Raw genomic sequence first — 15,002 nt, 5'->3', positions numbered from 1 at the left:
TCGCGTTGCAAGCCTCAACGGCGGGATTGACACAAGGACGGCGATTGTTTCCCTGACGCGAAATGCCTATCTGTTTCGCATCGACAGGTAAATTGCAGGCAGGGGTTTTCGACATGGTTGAGTTGAAGGGCAAGGAACGGCAGACGGGCGCTAGGGCCGTGCTCGGCCGCACCGGCTTTCCGCAGGTGACGTCGGTTACCGGCGGCGAGATCAACGTGGTGACGGCGCCGTCGCAGGTCGGCTTCAACCCGCTCGACCTGCTCTACGCATCGCTGTCCGCCTGCCTCGTGCTCAGCGCCCGCATGGCCGCAGGACAGATGGGCGTGCTGGACAAGCTGTCCGAAGTGACGGCCGAGGTAACCGGACAGAAGGCAGCCTCGGGCGTGTCGCGCGTCGAGACGTTCCACATCGTCTTCACCATTAAGGGCGACTTCGACGACAAAACCCGTAACGCCATCGCTCACGCCGCCGAAGGCGAGATCTGCACCGTCAGCAACACCATCCGCGGCAACCCCGAATTTTCAACGGTGGTGGTTGGCTAGGCCCATTAGCGGGGCGGCATCACGAAACCTTCAAGAAAGGGGCCAAGTTCGGGATCGATGTCGATCTTGACCGTGTTGTTGAAGATCGCCGTAGCGATCATGATGCCCCCGAAGGCCACGAGGTTGACCAGCGTCGGCTCATCGTAGCGGGCTTTGAGGCGCGCCCAGATCTCGTCAGGAATGGCGTTCGAATCCGCGACCATTGCCTTGCCGAAGGCGATCAGCGTGGCCTCGTCTGGGCTTGGCTCTATCGTCTCGGGTTTCAGGCCGGCATTGATCAGCGCGCGACGGAAAAAGCCGACGGGGATGATGGAGCGGCACTCGATGGCGATTGCCTGGCAGAAGAGCCATACGGCGCGGTCGTCGAGATCGGGGCGCAGCTCTTCGCGGAGGGTAAACCATTCAGCATAGATGCGGTGGGCCACAGGCGAATGCAGCAGCGTCCGCTTCATGTTGGTCATCCGGCCGCGAAGGAGTACCTCGCGGTCATGCTCGGCACGGGCCTCATCGGATGCTGTGGCGTAGTCGAAGTGTGACAGATGGCTCATCGGTGCTGCTCTCGGAGGGATCGCACTCTTTTTGCCGATTTCCGCAACTCTGTCACTCCGCGGCTTCCGAAACAGCCGGAAAGAAACGATTTTCCGGGCGTGGCAGGCCGAGATGGTCGCGCAGCGTGGTGCCTTCGTATTCCTTGCGGAAAAGGCCGCGCCGCTGCAACTCCGGCACCAGGCGGTCGGCGACATCGTCGAGGCCCTGCGGCAGGAAGGGGAAGACCACGTTGAAGCCGTCCGAGCCCTCTTCCGACAGCCATGTTTCCATTTCGTCGGCAATGGTCTCGGGCGTGCCGACGAAGGCCAGTCCGCCGTAGCCGCCCAGCCGCTGGGCAAGCTGGCGGACGGTCAGGTTTTCCTGCTGGGCCATACGGATCGCTTGTTCGCGGCCGCTCTTGCTGGCGTTGGTTTCGGGTATTTGCGGCAGAGGGGCGTCGGGGTCGAACTTCGAGGCGTCGTGGCCGAGCGAGATCGACAGCGAGGCGATGGCGCTGTCGTAATGCACCAGGCTGTCGAGGCGGGCCCGCTTGGCGCGCGCCTCCTCGACGCTGTCGCCGACGACGACAAATGCCGCCGGCAGGATTTTAAGGTGGTCCGGGTTGCGACCGACGCGAGGCATGCGGCCCTTGATATCGGCATAGAGCGACTTTGCGGTCTTGAGATCGCGGGGCGCTGCAAACACCACCTCGGCGGTCTCGGCTGCCAGCTGCTTGCCGGGCTCGGACTGGCCGGCCTGGACGATGACCGGCCAGCCCTGCGGTGTACGGGCAATGTTGAGCGGGCCGCGCACCGACAGGCTTTCGCCCTTGTGGTCGAGCACGTGCATCTTGTCCGGGTCGAAAAAGATGCCGGTTTCGGTGTCGCGGATGAAGGCGTCGTCGGCAAAGCTGTCCCAGAGGCCGGTGACGACGTCATAGAATTCGCGCGCCCGGCGATAGCGCTCGTCGTGCTCGACATGATCTTCGAGGCCGAAGTTGAGGGCGGCATCGGGGTTGGACGTGGTGACGATGTTCCAGCCGGCGCGTCCGTCGCTGATGTGGTCGAGCGAGGCGAAGCGCCGGGCGATATGATAGGGCTGCTCGAAGGTGGTGGAGGCGGTGGCGACCAGGCCGATCTTCTCGGTGACCGCAGCCAGCGCCGAGAGCAGCGTGAACGGCTCGAAGGAGGTCACCGTATGGCTGCGCTTCAGGGCCTCGATGGGCATGTTGAGGACGGCCAGATGATCGGCCATGAAGAAAGCGTCGAACTTGGCAGCTTCGAGTTTCCGGGCAAAACTCTTGATGTGCCTGAAGTTGAAATTGGCATCCGGATAGGCTCCGGGGTAGCGCCAGGCGCCGGTGTGCAGGCTGACAGGACGCATGAAAGCGCCGAGCTTCATTTGCTTTTGGCCGGACATCAGGGGATCCTTTTCAAAACCTCTTGGCACAGCTTGACTGCGATGCAGCAAAACCATGACTTGAGATGGGGGACGCCTTCGTATCAATCAACGGCCGGGAGCTAGAAGTGGCGCGTCGAAAATACATAGGTGACCAATCTTTTTTGCTTGTTCGCCTTTTCCGTGCGGCCAATTGGGAATAGACCAAGCTTTCAAGCCTCGGGGACACCAATCCATGCATGAGAAAGACATCGCAGATATTACCGCATGGCTGATGCAGCGAGGTCTGAAGGGCGCGACTGAAATCGATCTTTTGAGCGGCTTCTGCGAGGCCTGTCGCCGAAGCGGGCTGCAACTTAGTCGCGGCATGGCGCTGATGGACACGTTGCATCCGGTCTACGAAGGTCGCGTGTTTCGCTGGGACAGCACCGAGGTCATCGAGCCTGTGTTCGAATATGGCTCCACCAACCAGGGTATCGCTGCGGAAAACTGGCTGAAATCGGCGTTTTACTATCTGCAGGAAACCATGACATCGGAAGTTCGCCGCCGAATAGGCTTTGGCGATCCTGTCGATTTTTACACGCTGGATGTCTTGAAGGAGGCGGGCGTTACGGACTTCATCGCCTTTGCCCACCCATTCGAGGATGCCGGTACAATCGGCGACATGGACTGTTTCTTTGCGCATTTCGCCACTGCCGACAAGGATGGTTTCCTGGACGACGACATCGCCACGCTGCGCCGGCTGGTGCCTGCGCTCGCGCTGGCGATCAAGTGCACCGCGCTCGACCGGATTGCCCGTACGATCGCCGAGGTCTATCTCGGCGAAGACGCGGCGCAGCATGTGCTCGGTGGCAAGATCACGCGCGGCAAGACGGAGCGCATCTCGGCGGCCCTTTGGTTTTCAGATCTCGCCAACTATACGCGCATCTCGGATACGGCGGAGCCCGACGAGATCATCCCGATGCTCAACGACTACGCCGACGCCGTCATTTCGTCGATCCACGAGGCAGGCGGCAACGTGCTGAAGCTGATCGGCGACGGCACGCTGGCGATCTTCAAGGCGCGTGACGAACGCGATGCCTGTGCGGCGGCCCTCAAGGCAGAATCGCTGCTGCGGGAGCGTTTGCGCAATCTCAATGCCCAGCGGCAGGTCGAGGGCAGGCCGGTGACGGAGATCTATCTCGGCCTGCATATCGGCGAGGTGTTCTACGGAAATATCGGCAGCCAAGACCGGCTTGATTTCACCGTCATCGGGCCGGCGGTGAACGAGGTCAGCCGCATCGCCTCGATGTGCCATTCCGTCGACCGCGATGTGCTCATGTCGTCGAACTTCGTTGCAGCGGCAGAGGTCTCGCAGCGCAACGATCTCGTCTCCGTCGGCCGCTACGCGTTGCGGGGCGTCAAGCGGGCGCAGGAACTGTTCACGCTGATGCACGCGGCCTGAGGGGCTTCAGCGCTTGCCGGCGGCAAACATCGGACCGCCCTTGTGAGGCGGGAAGCCGTAGCCGTTGATCATCACCAGATCGATGTCGCCCGGGCGGGCGGTAATACCACGTTCGAGCAAGGCCTTGCCTTCGTCGGCCATCGCCCGCAATAGCCTTGCGACGATTTCGTCCGACGAAAAACTGCGCGGGGTGATGCCTTTTTCGGCCCGCACCCGCTCGATCAACGCTGTCACTTCGGGATCGACAGTCCGCGTGCCGTCCGGGTAGGCATACCAGCCGCGTCCGGATTTCTGGCCAAATCGGCCAGCCTCGCAAAGCCGGTCGGCAATGGGGACGTAGCGCTCATCCGCATTGCGCGTTGCCGCCTGACGCTTGCGGCGGGCCCAGGCGATTTCGAGGCCTGCCATGTCGTAGACGGCAAAGAGCCCCATGGGGAAGCCGTAAGCTTCGAGCGCTGCGTCGATCTCGTGGGGCAGCGCGCCATCCTCGAGCATGAACTCGGCCTCCCGGCGGTAGGCGGAAAAGACGCTGTTGCCGATGAAACCTTCGGTGACGCCACAGACGACCGGCAGCTTGCCGAGCCGCTTGGCAAAGGCCAGGGCACTGGCCAGCGCATCCGGTGCCGTCTCCGCGCAATTCACCACTTCCACCAGCCGCATGATATTGGCGGGGGAGAAGAAGTGCAGGCCGAGGATTCGACGGGGATGAAGCGTTTCTGCGGCAATGGCGTCGGGATCGAGATAACTGGTGTTGGTGGCAAGGATGGCATCTGCGCGGACGATGCCGTCGAGCCGCTGGAACAGCGCCGTCTTGACCGCCATGTCGTCGAACACAGCCTCGATGACCAGATCTGCATCGGCGAGGGCCGTCATGTCGCTGGTGACGGTCAGGCGGCCGAGCTGATCGGCAAGGCCGTCGGTGTCGAGACGGCCGGTCTGCACCGCCTTTTGCAGCGTGGCTGCGATGCGCTCGCGACCTTTGTCAGCGGCGTCTTCGGTCTGCTCTACGGCGACGACCCGGAAGCCGGCGCCAAGCGTCGCCACCGCAATGCCGGAACCCATGAGGCCGGTGCCGACGATCCCGACGGTCTCGATGCTGCGGGGCGCTATGCCTGCGAGCCCATCGACCTTGCCGGCGGCGCGCTCGGCGAAGAAGACATGGCGGAGGGCTGCCGATTGCTCGGAGTCCCGCAAGCCAAGGAATGTCGTCCGTTCGTCCGACAGGCCATCGGCAAGGGTTGCGTAGGTGGCGAGCCTGACAAGCCGCACGGCTTCGACGGGCGCTGTCTGGCCGCGAGATTTTCCGACGACCTTCGCCGCTGCAGCCTCTACCGCTGCGATATTCTGTTGCGGTACGGCCAGTTGACCGGTGCGCCGTAGCGGAGTTCCGGCAAGCCTTTGGACCATGGCAATCGCCGCTGACCGCTCGTCGGCATCGGTGGCATCGGCAAGACCGAGCGATGCTGCTTCCGCAGCCTTGACCGCCCGCCCGGTTCCGATCAGGTCAATAGCGGCAACCGTGCCGATGAGCCTTGGAAGACGCTGGGTACCGCCGGCGCCGGGCACAAGGCCGAGTTTGACTTCCGGCAGTCCGAAACTGGCGCTTGGGTTAGCGATCCGGGCGTGGCAGGCAAGAGCGATTTCGCAACCGCCGCCCAGCGCCGCGCCATTGACGGCTGCAACGACAGGCTTTTCAAAGGCTTCGATGCGGTTGATGAGATCTGGCAGATGGGGCTCGATCGATGGCTTGCCGAACTCCCTGATATCGGCGCCGCCGACGAACGTGCGACCGGCACCGGTGATGACGATGCCGACAATCGACGCCGCCGCCGCTGCGTGATCCAGCGCTGCCATGATGCCAGCGCGCACGTGGCTCGACATCGCGTTGACGGGCGGATTGTCGAGGGTGACAACCAGTACGCCGTCCGACGTCTCGCCCGAGACGCTCTCCGAAAAGGTCGTTACCGACATCGCCGCTCTCCTATTCCGGAACGACGGCAGTGGCCTGGATCTCTATCTTGGCGCGGTCCTCGACGAGGCCGACGACCTGCACTGCAGCCATCGCCGGAAAATGCCGGCCGATGACGTCGCGATAGGCTTGGCCAACGCCCTTGAGGTTGGCGAGGTATTCGGCCTTGTCCGTGAAATACCAGGTCATCGACGTGATGTGCTGCGGCCCGGCACCGCCTTCGGCGAGGATGGCGACGATGTTGGAAAGCGTCTGGCGAACCTGATCGACGAAATCGTCGCTTTCGAACTCGCAAGCGGCATTCCAGCCGATCTGGCCGCCGACGAATACCGTGCGACCAGTCGCGGCGACACCGTTGGCGTATCCGATCGGCTTGGCCCAGCCCTCAGGCTGCAGGATCGTGTGCATCGGTCTTCTCCAGATGGTGTTCCAGCGCGGCCCTGATGTCGTCCGGCCAGGCAAGCGATTGCTGTGTGTCGAGGTGCGTGGCAACGACGCGGTGGGTGGCGGTCCAGAGGATCTTGCCCCTGGCCGAAACCTGATGCTCGAGATCGAGGGAGGCGCGGCCAATGCGGCGGACGATCACGGCGAATTCCAGTTCGTCGCCCTGAAAGCCGGGAGACGAGAAGGTCAGGTCCAGGCGGACGGTCGGCACGCCGATCCGCCGCTCATCGATCATCGTCTTCCAGGGAAAACCGAGCGTAGCGAAATAGTCCTCGAGAACACCGACAAGGATGTTCAGGTAGGACGGGAAATATGCAATCCCGGAGGGATCGCAATCGCCGAAGCGCAACGGTCTTGTCGTCTTGAATGCCACGACAGCCTCAGTTCGCGAAGGCGGCAATGCCGGTGATGGCACGGCCGAGGATCAGGGCATGGATATCGTGGGTGCCTTCATAGGTGTTGACCACTTCGAGGTTGACCATGTGGCGGATGATGCCGAACTCGTCGGAAATGCCGTTGCCGCCGAGCATATCACGTGCGTTGCGGGCGATATCGAGCGCCTTGCCGCAGGAGTTGCGCTTCAGGATCGACGTCAGCTCTACCGGCGGGTGGCCTTCCTCCTTCATCCGGCCGAGCCGCAGGCAACCTTGCAGGCCAAGTGCGATCTCGGTCGTCATGTCCGCGAGTTTCTTCTGGATCAGCTGGTTGGCGGCGAGCGGCCGGCCGAACTGATGCCGGTCGAGGACGTATTGGCGTGCCCTGGCGTAGCAATCCTCGGCAGCCCCGAGCGTGCCCCAGGCGATGCCATAGCGGGCCGAGTTCAGGCAGGTGAACGGGCCCTTGAGGCCGGTGACGTTGGGCAGCAGGTTTTCTTCCGGCACGAAGACGTTGTCCATGACGATTTCGCCGGTGATCGAGGCGCGCAGGCCGACCTTGCCGTGAATGGCCGGTGCCGTCAGGCCCTTCCATCCCTTTTCGAGGATGAAGCCCCTGATGACGCCGTCCTCGGTCTTGCCCCAGACGACGAAGACGTCGGCAATCGGCGAATTGGAAATCCAGATCTTCGACCCGGTCAGCTGGTAGCCGCCGTCGACCTTCTTGGCGCGGGTGGCCATCGAGCCGGGGTCGGAGCCGTGGTTCGGTTCCGTCAGGCCGAAGCAGCCGATCCACTCGCCGGTGGCAAGCTTCGGCAAGTACTTCTGCTTCTGCGCTTCCGAGCCAAAAGCATCGATCGGCACCATCACCAGCGAGGACTGTACCGACATCATCGAGCGATAGCCGCTATCGACGCGCTCGACCTCGCGGGCGATCAGGCCGTAGGCGACATAGCCGAGGCCGGAGCCGCCATATTCGGGTGCGATGGTCGGGCCGAGCAGGCCGAGTTCGCCCATTTCGCGGAAGATCGCCGGGTCTGTCTTTTCATGGCGAAATGCTTCCAGCACACGCGGCGCCAGCTTGTCCTGCGCATAGGCACGTGCGGTGTCGTGGACCATGCGCTCGTCGTCGGTCAGCTGGTCCTGCAGACGGAAAGGGTCGGCCCAGTCGAATATCTCGCGGCTATGCGCCATTGGTTTCTCTCCCATCACTTTGATTTCAGCAGTTCGCGCGCGACGATCAGCTTCTGCACTTCGGTCGCACCTTCGTAGATGCGCAGCGCGCGGATCTCGCGGTAGAGTTTCTCGGTTATCTCGCCCGTTTTCACGCCGCGCCCGCCAAACAGCTGGACGGCGCGATCTATTACGACTTGCGCTGTCTCCGTTGCCGTCATCTTGGCCATCGCCGCCTCGCGGGTCGTCGGCAGCTGCTGCACGTCGCGGCGCCAGGCGGCGCGGTAGGTGAGAAGAGCCGCTGCGTCGATGCCGGTCGCCATATCGCCGAGCGCTGCCTGCGTCAACTGGAGGTCGGCAAGCCTGGCGCCGAACATCGGGCGCTCCTGGACATGAACGAGCGTTTCATCCAAGGCCCGGCGCGCAAAGCCGAGGGCGGCGGCTGCCACCGAGGCACGGAAGATATCGAGGGTGCGCATGGCGATCTTGAAGCCCTCGCCGGGTGAGCCCAAGCGTCGCGATGCCGGGATGCGGCAGGCATCGAAGCGGATCGTTGCCAGCGGATGGGGCGCGATCACCTCGATACGTTCGGTGACGGAAAAGCCGGGGTCGTCCGCAAAGACCACGAAGGCAGAGATACCGCGCGTGCCCGGTGCTTCGCCGGTACGGGCAAAAACGGTGTAGACATCGGCGATGCCACCGTTGGAAATCCAGGTCTTCTCGTCATCGAGAATGTAGTGGTCGCCCTCCAGGCGGGCGGCACAGCTCATGGCCGCGACATCGGAGCCGGCATCCTTTTCCGACAAAGCGAAGGCAGCAAGCCATTCGCCGGAGCGGACTTTCGGTAATACGGCCGACCGCAATTCCCCGGAGCCGGACAGGCCGATAGCGCCGGTGCCGAGGCCTTGCATGGCGAAGGCGAAATCGGCCAGTCCATCGTGCCAGGCGAGCGTTTCGCGGGCGAGGCAGACGCTGCGGGAATCGATCGGCGTCGGGTCGTCGGGCGCACCGACGGCGGCTTCCAGCAGGCCGGCATCGCCAAGTGCGCGTACCAGCTTGCGGCAGGCGCCGTCGACATCGCTGTGATCGATGGCAGCCATCGGTGTCGATGCGGCGAAGGCATCGAGCCGTTCGGCGAACTGCCGATGACGGGCGTCGAAGAACGGCCAGTCGAGATGGTCGCGGGTCGGTCCTTTCAGGGTGGCTACCGGCTGCATCGCCTAGTCTCCCTTGAATTCCGGCCGGCGCTTTTCGGCGAAGGCCTCGAATGCGCGGCGGAAATCCTGTGTCGCCATGCAGATCGCCTGGGCCTGGGCTTCCGCATCGATCATTTCGTCGATGCCCATCGCCCATTCTTGGTTCAGCATGGTCTTGGTCATGCCATGCGCAAACCAAGGGCCATCGGCGATCGAGCGGGCAAGCTTTGTGGCCTCGGCTTCGAGATCCGCGCTTGCATGCAGGGCATTGTAGAAGCCCCAGGCATGGCCTTCGGCCGAGGACATGTAGCGGCCGGTATAGAGCAATTCGGCGGCACGGCCCTGGCCGATGATGCGCGGCAGCATTCCGCAGGCACCCATGTCGGCGCCGGCAAGCCCAACGCGGGAAAACAGGAAGGCGGTCTTGGCCTCCGGCGTCGCCACGCGCAGGTCGGAGGCCATGGCGAGGATGGCGCCGGCACCTGCGCAGATGCCATCGACGGCGGCGACGATCTGCTGCGGGCATTTGCGCATCGCCTTGACGAGATCGCCGGTCATGCGTGTGAAGGCCAGCAGCTCGGGCATGGCCATGCGTGTCAACGGCTCGATGATCTCGAACACGTCGCCGCCTGATGAGAAATTGCCGCCGGCACCTGTGATGACGATGGTTCTGACGTCGGAGGCATAGGCGAGGTCGCGAAAGAGATCACGCAGCTCGGCATAGCTGTCGAATGTCAGCGGGTTCTTGCGTTCCGGGCGGTTCAGCCGCAGCAATGCCACCCGTCCGTCTTCGCTGACATCCCAGAGGAAGGTCCTCGGCCGATAGTCCCTGAAGGGGCGCAGATGGCCCCGCATCGTCATGTCGCGCTCGCTCATCCTGTCAGAACCTCCCCGCCGGCGACGGCTATTGCCTGGCCGTTGATAGAGGCACTACTGGGCAAGGCCAGCCATATCACGGTGTCGGCCACTTCCTCGGGTCTCACCAGCCGCCCCTGCGGATTGGATCTGGTAAATTCCGCCTTCGCCTGTTCGCGCGTTCGGCCGGTCTTCTCGACGATCCTGTCGATTGACTGCTCGAGGATCGGCGTATCCGTGAAGCCGGGGCAGACGGCGTTGACGGTGATGCCGGTCCGAGCGAGCTCGACCGCCAGCGACCGGGTGAGCCCGACCACGCCGTGCTTGGCGGCGGTGTAGGCAGAAATATAGCCATAGCCGGTGAGGCCGGCCGTGGAGGCGATGTTGATGATGCGGGCACCTTGCCCGTGGGCGCGCAAATCTGACATCGCGGCCTGCGTCACCAGGAAGACGCCGGTGAGATCGACGGCGATGACCCGCGACCACATCTCGAGGCTGGTCTTTTCGAAAGGCGCGCTCGGTGCCTCGCCGGCATTGTTGACCAGGATATCGATCGGACCGAATTTAGCCTTCGCGGCTGCAAAGCCTGCGGCGATGGCGTCTGCGCTGGTGACGTCGAAGCCGTCCGCAACGAAGGTCGCCACGCCCAGTTGGGAGGCCAGCGCCTGCAATGGCTCCAGCCGCCGCCCGGCCAGCGTGACGTTGGCGCCCTCGGCGGACAGAGCACGGGCAATCGCCGCACCGATGCCGCTTCCGGCTCCGGTGACGAGCGCGTGGCGGCCGCCAAGTCTGCCCGAATGGGTCATGTCAGGCTCTCACTTGGCCGGCGCGGCGGGAACCGCACGGGCGAGATTGTTTTCATACTGCGATTTGGCCGACTGGTACTGTTTTGGCCAGGGAATGGAAGTGATGCCGATTTTTGCGGCCTCATGCAATGACCAGGCGGCATCGGCAAGATGCGGCCGGGCAATGGCGCAGAGATCGGCGCGACCAGCCGAGATGATGGAATTGGCATGATCGGCCTCCGAGATGGCGCCGACGGCGATCGTCGGGATGCCGATCTCGTTGCGGATCTTGTCGGAAAACGGCGTCTGGAACAGGCGGCCATAGACCGGCTTTTCCTCCTTCGATACCTGTCCCGAGGAGCAATCGATCAGGTCGGCGCCGGCATCCTTGAACATCTGCGCAAAGATGGCTGCGTCTTCAGGCGTATTGCCGCCGTCGGCCCAGTCGTTGCAGGAAAGGCGCACGGAGATCGGCTTGTCGTCCGGCCAGACGGCGCGGATGGCGGCAAAGATTTCCAGCGGGTAGCGGGCGCGGTTTTCGTGGCTGCCGCCGTAGTCGTCGGTGCGCTGGTTGGTCAGTGGCGACAGGAAGCTCGACAGCAGGTAGCCGTGGGCGCAGTGCAGCTCCAGCCAATCGGCGCCGGTGGTGACGGCAAGCTCCACCGAGCGGACGTGGTCGGCCTTGACGCGGTCCATGTCGACGCGGTCCATCGCCTTCGGCACCTGGCTGTTCTTCAGGTAGGGAATGGCAGAGGCCGAGATCAGCGGCCAGTTGCCATCGGTGAGCGGCTGGTCGATGCCGTCCCAGGCGAGCTTGGTCGAACCCTTGCGGCCGGCATGGCCGATCTGGATCCCGACCTTGGCATCGCCATTGCCGTGGATGAAATCGACGACTCGGCGCCAGCCGGTGGCCTGTTCCTCGTTCCAGAGACCGAGGCAGCCGGGCGTGATGCGCGCATCCGGCGAGACGCAGGTCATTTCTGCAAAGATCAGCCCGGCGCCACCCAGAGCGCGGGCGCCGAGATGAACCATGTGAAAGTCATTGATCAAGCCGTTCTTTGCAGAATACATCGCCATCGGAGAGACGACGAGGCGGTTCGGCAGGGTGACGCCGCGCAGGGTGAAGGGCGTGAACATCGGCGGCAGGCAGCGGCCATTGCCAACCGTCAGGCCTGATTTCTCGGCAAACCAGCGCTCATAGCCCTCCAGCCAGTGCCTGTCGCGCAGCCGCAGGTTCTCGTGGCTGATACGCTGCGAGCGGGTCAGCATCGAATACATGAACTGTTCCGGCTCCAGCGCGTCGGCATAGCGGGTGCCGACCACTTCGAACCATTCCATCGCATTGCGCGCGGCGTTCTGGATGCGGGCGACGTCGACCCGGCGGATCTCCTCGTAGGCATGCAGAACGGCCGGGATCTTGTCGGCGCTGTGCTCGTGGATCTCGAACTGGCGGGCGAGCTCGATGGCGTCGTCGATGGCAAGCTTTGTGCCGGAGCCGATGGCGAAATGCGCCGTGTGGGCGGCATCGCCCATCAGAACGACGTGCGAATTGCCGTTGAAATGGCTCCACTTGCCGCAGATCAGCCGGTTGAAATTTAGCCAGGCGCTGCCGCGCATGTGGCGGGCATTGGTCATCAGCGGCGCGCCGTCCAGCGCTTCTGCAAACAGGTCCTGGCAGAAGTCGATCGAGGCCTGCTGCTCCATGGTGTCGAGACCGTGTGCGCGGTAGGCCTCTTCCGTCGTCTCGATGATGAAGGTCGAGGTCTGCTCGTCGAACTTGTAGATGTGTGCCTGGAACCAGCCGTGATCCGTCTTGCGGAAATCAAAGGTGAAGGCATCGAACAGCTTGTTGGTGCCGAGCCAGATGTAACGGTTCGGCCGGGTGATCATGTCGGGCTGGAAGATCTCGGGATAATGGTTGCGGATCTTGGAGTTGAGCCCGTCAGAGCCGATGACGAGGTCGGCATCGGGGTAATCGAGGTCAGAGGTGGCGTCGGTTTCGAAGATCAGCTCCACGCCGAGCGCCTCGCAACGGCGCTGCAGGATATTGAGCAGCTTCTTGCGACCGATGCCGACGAAACCGTGGCCGGAGGTGCGCTGTTTCGTGCCCTTGAACCAGACTTCGATATCGTCCCAGTGATTGAAGGCATCCTGTATCTCGGCCGCACTCTCCGGATCCCAGACCTTCATGGATTCCATTGTTGCGTCGGAAAACACCACGCCCCAGCCGAAGGTGTCATAGGGCTTGTTGCGCTCGACGATGCGGATGGAATGGCCGGGATGCAGCTTCTTCATCAGCAGCCCGAAATAAAGCCCGGCCGGGCCGCCGCCGATACAAACGATTTTCATCGCCAATCCTTCCCTGTCATCCCGCAGGTCGCTGCGCGTCGCAAGTTATTTGAAGTTTAAAATATAAACGCGGCGTCTGGGCGTCAAGTCGCAATTGCGGGAATTGACCGCCGGCTGCCCGATTTCCAGCGAAACCAGGCAGCCAAAGTGTCGCAGCCCTATTTCGCGGGGTCCTTGGGCGACCACAGGATTACCTTCGACTCCTTCTCGTAGGCCATCCCCTTGGGATAGCTGATGGCTTCGAGTTGCAGGCCCCAGGGGGCCTGGAAATACATGATCGTCTGCCCGGCAATCGGGCCGTCGTTCATCGGCACAGGCCCCATGCGGGTGGCGATGCCCTTGCCGTCGAGATATTTTTTGGCGGCTCCGACGTCATCGACATAGAGGGCGATGTGGAAGGCGCCGATATCGCTGTTGCGGGCCTTGAGGTCGCGCTGGTCAGGGGCTTCGTACTGGAAGATCTCGATGTTGGAGCCGTAGCCGCAGCGCACCAGCGTCACCTGGTCGATCTTGGCCTTGGCATCGACGCCGACGAGGTCTGTCATCAGCGTGCCCTTGTCGTCGGAGATCGGGCCGAAGGACATGGCTTTTTCGCAGCCGACGACGCCGACGAAGAAGTCGAGCGCCTGCTTCATGTCGGGCACGGTGATGCCGGTGTGGTCGTGACCGCGCATGCCGGGTATGCCGTCTGCGGAGGCAGCACCGGCGCTGGCGAGGGCAGTGGTCATGGCGAATGCGAAGGCAGTGATATGCTTCTTCATTTCTACGTTCCCCTGTTTTGGCGGGCGTGTTCCGGAAGGCAACAGTCTTCCTCCGCCCCGAAGGCCCGCGGCCCCGGTGCGTATCTCATGGCTATGGCAAGCACATACTGCTCGGCCTCAGGTCAGGCCGAGTCCTCGTTTTCGCTGACGCGCCAGAGCCAGTCCGGGTCGACCTCGGGCAGTGGAATGGCGTCGAGCAGCAGGCGCGTATATTGGGAGGCGGGCGCGGAGAAGACTCGCTCGCAGGGACCTTCCTCGACGACGCGGCCCTGCCGCATCACATAGACGCGGTCGCAGATGGCGCGGATGACGGAGAGATCGTGGCTGATGAAAGCCATCGACAGGCCAAGATCCGTCGAAAGTTCTTTCAGCAGGTTGAGTACCTGAGCCTGCGTAGAGACGTCGAGGCCGGAGACGATCTCGTCGGCGAGCACGAAATCCGGCTCCAGCAGCGCCGCCCTTGCAATGCCGATCCGCTGACGCTGGCCGCCCGAGAGTTCGTGCGGATTGCGGTCGAGGCAGGCCTGCGGCAGGGTCACCCGATCGAGGATCGCAGCGACCTTGCGCTCGGCTTCACGCCGATCCTTGGCGACGCCGTGCAGCAGCAGCGGCTCGACGAGGATGCGACGGATCGAGTGGCGCGGATTGAGCGAGGCCATCGGATCCTGGAGGATCATCTGCATTCGGCGCCGCAACGGTCGCATCCTGGCATCCGGCAGACGTGTGATATCCGTCCCGTCGAAGCAGATCTCGCCGGCCGAGGTGTCGACCAGCCGCAGCAGAGCGCGCCCGAGCGTCGTTTTGCCGGAGCCGCTCTCGCCGACGATGCCGATGGTTTCGCCACGATGGACGGCGATATCGACGCCGTGCAGCACTTTGACGCCATCGACATGACGGCCGGCCAGTGTGCGCCGCCCGCCATAGGTGACCTCGAGGCCAGTGGCCGTGAGTAGGGGCTCAGACATGGCGGCGGCTCCCGTCGTGCAGGGCTATCGCATGAGAAGGGGAGAGGAGGCTTTCAGAGGCCGGACTTCGGTGCGGAAATTGGAGCGGATGCCTCGCTCCGTCCGTCATTTCTGTGCCTGTCACAGGAATCCGGCATGCCCAAGTCCTTGGGCGTAGAAGGCCCTTCCGATTGAGAGGTCGAGTTCCCCCACGGCACGGACGCGCCGTGACTGGATCCC

14 protein-coding genes are annotated in these 15,002 nt (G+C 63.3%); 2 read left to right on the top strand and 12 right to left on the bottom strand.

Going from position 1 to position 15,002, the window contains the following annotated elements:
- Positions 1-113: 113 nt before the first annotated feature.
- Positions 114-542, top strand: coding sequence for an OsmC family protein (locus J5274_RS17345; RefSeq protein WP_142830753.1), 429 nt, complete (start codon positions 114-116; stop codon positions 540-542).
- A 5-nt stretch (positions 543-547) separates the two neighbouring features.
- Here J5274_RS17345 and J5274_RS17340 read toward each other — a convergent pair whose 3' ends face one another.
- Positions 548-1,090 (bottom strand): carboxymuconolactone decarboxylase family protein, encoded by a 543-nt coding sequence (locus J5274_RS17340; protein ID WP_142830755.1) that lies wholly within the window; start codon positions 1,088-1,090, stop codon positions 548-550.
- 52 nt (positions 1,091-1,142) lie between these two features.
- Entirely contained in the window at positions 1,143-2,489 is a 1,347-nt protein-coding gene (locus tag J5274_RS17335; protein ID WP_142830757.1) for an LLM class flavin-dependent oxidoreductase, read from the bottom strand.
- 214 nt (positions 2,490-2,703) lie between these two features.
- Between J5274_RS17335 and J5274_RS17330 the strand changes: the two genes are divergently transcribed.
- A complete protein-coding gene (locus J5274_RS17330) occupies positions 2,704-3,912 on the top strand; it encodes an adenylate/guanylate cyclase domain-containing protein (protein WP_142830759.1) in 1,209 nt (402 codons plus the stop codon).
- A 6-nt stretch (positions 3,913-3,918) separates the two neighbouring features.
- Here the strand turns inward: J5274_RS17330 and J5274_RS17325 are convergent, their stop codons facing one another.
- The 10 genes from J5274_RS17325 to J5274_RS17280 form a co-directional block, all read right to left on the bottom strand.
- Positions 3,919-5,883, bottom strand: a complete 1,965-nt coding sequence (locus J5274_RS17325; RefSeq protein WP_219274697.1) for a 3-hydroxyacyl-CoA dehydrogenase NAD-binding domain-containing protein — start codon at positions 5,881-5,883, stop codon at positions 3,919-3,921.
- 10 nt (positions 5,884-5,893) lie between these two features.
- Positions 5,894-6,289, bottom strand: a complete 396-nt coding sequence (locus J5274_RS17320; protein ID WP_111222446.1) for a RidA family protein — start codon at positions 6,287-6,289, stop codon at positions 5,894-5,896.
- On the bottom strand, positions 6,267-6,698 hold the full coding sequence (locus tag J5274_RS17315) for a thioesterase family protein (protein ID WP_142830763.1): 432 nt from the start codon (positions 6,696-6,698) through the stop codon (positions 6,267-6,269). The genes J5274_RS17320 and J5274_RS17315 overlap by 23 nt, the downstream gene beginning before the upstream one ends.
- Positions 6,699-6,705: 7 nt before the next feature.
- On the bottom strand, positions 6,706-7,893 hold the full coding sequence (locus J5274_RS17310) for an acyl-CoA dehydrogenase (protein ID WP_111222448.1): 1,188 nt from the start codon (positions 7,891-7,893) through the stop codon (positions 6,706-6,708).
- Between the two features lie 14 nt (positions 7,894-7,907).
- Entirely contained in the window at positions 7,908-9,089 is a 1,182-nt protein-coding gene (locus tag J5274_RS17305) for an acyl-CoA dehydrogenase family protein (RefSeq protein ID WP_142830764.1), read from the bottom strand.
- Between the two features lie 3 nt (positions 9,090-9,092).
- Positions 9,093-9,944, bottom strand: a complete 852-nt coding sequence (locus J5274_RS17300; protein WP_142830766.1) for an enoyl-CoA hydratase family protein — start codon at positions 9,942-9,944, stop codon at positions 9,093-9,095.
- A complete protein-coding gene (locus J5274_RS17295; RefSeq protein WP_142830768.1) occupies positions 9,941-10,729 on the bottom strand; it encodes an SDR family NAD(P)-dependent oxidoreductase in 789 nt (262 codons plus the stop codon). The genes J5274_RS17300 and J5274_RS17295 overlap by 4 nt, the downstream gene beginning before the upstream one ends.
- Positions 10,730-10,738: 9 nt before the next feature.
- Entirely contained in the window at positions 10,739-13,057 is a 2,319-nt protein-coding gene (locus tag J5274_RS17290) for a bifunctional salicylyl-CoA 5-hydroxylase/oxidoreductase (protein ID WP_142830770.1), read from the bottom strand.
- Positions 13,058-13,215: 158 nt separating this feature from the next.
- Complete coding sequence (locus tag J5274_RS17285; protein ID WP_161990969.1) at positions 13,216-13,818, bottom strand: VOC family protein; 603 nt, start codon at positions 13,816-13,818, stop codon at positions 13,216-13,218.
- Between the two features lie 122 nt (positions 13,819-13,940).
- Complete coding sequence (locus J5274_RS17280) at positions 13,941-14,783, bottom strand: ABC transporter ATP-binding protein (RefSeq protein WP_219274696.1); 843 nt, start codon at positions 14,781-14,783, stop codon at positions 13,941-13,943.
- Positions 14,784-15,002 lie beyond the last annotated feature (219 nt).

The organism is Rhizobium sp. L51/94 (assembly GCF_019355555.1).
Classification (GTDB): Bacteria; Pseudomonadota; Alphaproteobacteria; order Rhizobiales; family Rhizobiaceae; genus Rhizobium; species Rhizobium rhododendri.
The sequence above is the reverse complement of the archived record's forward strand: the minus strand, read 5'-3'. Positions and strand labels throughout refer to the sequence as shown.

Excerpts from the sequence above, each read along its gene's own strand:
- J5274_RS17345 (WP_142830753.1), top strand. The coding sequence starts at position 114 with ATGGTTGAGTTGAAGGGCAAGGAACGGCAGACGGGCGCTAGGGCCGTG.
- J5274_RS17340 (WP_142830755.1), bottom strand. The coding sequence starts at position 1,090 with ATGAGCCATCTGTCACACTTCGACTACGCCACAGCATCCGATGAGGCC.
- J5274_RS17335 (WP_142830757.1), bottom strand. The coding sequence starts at position 2,489 with ATGTCCGGCCAAAAGCAAATGAAGCTCGGCGCTTTCATGCGTCCTGTC.
- J5274_RS17330 (WP_142830759.1), top strand. The coding sequence starts at position 2,704 with ATGCATGAGAAAGACATCGCAGATATTACCGCATGGCTGATGCAGCGA.
- J5274_RS17325 (WP_219274697.1), bottom strand. The coding sequence starts at position 5,883 with ATGTCGGTAACGACCTTTTCGGAGAGCGTCTCGGGCGAGACGTCGGAC.
- J5274_RS17320 (WP_111222446.1), bottom strand. The coding sequence starts at position 6,289 with ATGCACACGATCCTGCAGCCTGAGGGCTGGGCCAAGCCGATCGGATAC.
- J5274_RS17310 (WP_111222448.1), bottom strand. The coding sequence starts at position 7,893 with ATGGCGCATAGCCGCGAGATATTCGACTGGGCCGACCCTTTCCGTCTG.
- J5274_RS17305 (WP_142830764.1), bottom strand. The coding sequence starts at position 9,089 with ATGCAGCCGGTAGCCACCCTGAAAGGACCGACCCGCGACCATCTCGAC.
- J5274_RS17300 (WP_142830766.1), bottom strand. The coding sequence starts at position 9,944 with ATGAGCGAGCGCGACATGACGATGCGGGGCCATCTGCGCCCCTTCAGG.
- J5274_RS17295 (WP_142830768.1), bottom strand. The coding sequence starts at position 10,729 with ATGACCCATTCGGGCAGACTTGGCGGCCGCCACGCGCTCGTCACCGGA.
- J5274_RS17290 (WP_142830770.1), bottom strand. The coding sequence starts at position 13,057 with ATGAAAATCGTTTGTATCGGCGGCGGCCCGGCCGGGCTTTATTTCGGG.
- J5274_RS17285 (WP_161990969.1), bottom strand. The coding sequence starts at position 13,818 with ATGAAGAAGCATATCACTGCCTTCGCATTCGCCATGACCACTGCCCTC.
- J5274_RS17280 (WP_219274696.1), bottom strand. The coding sequence starts at position 14,783 with ATGTCTGAGCCCCTACTCACGGCCACTGGCCTCGAGGTCACCTATGGC.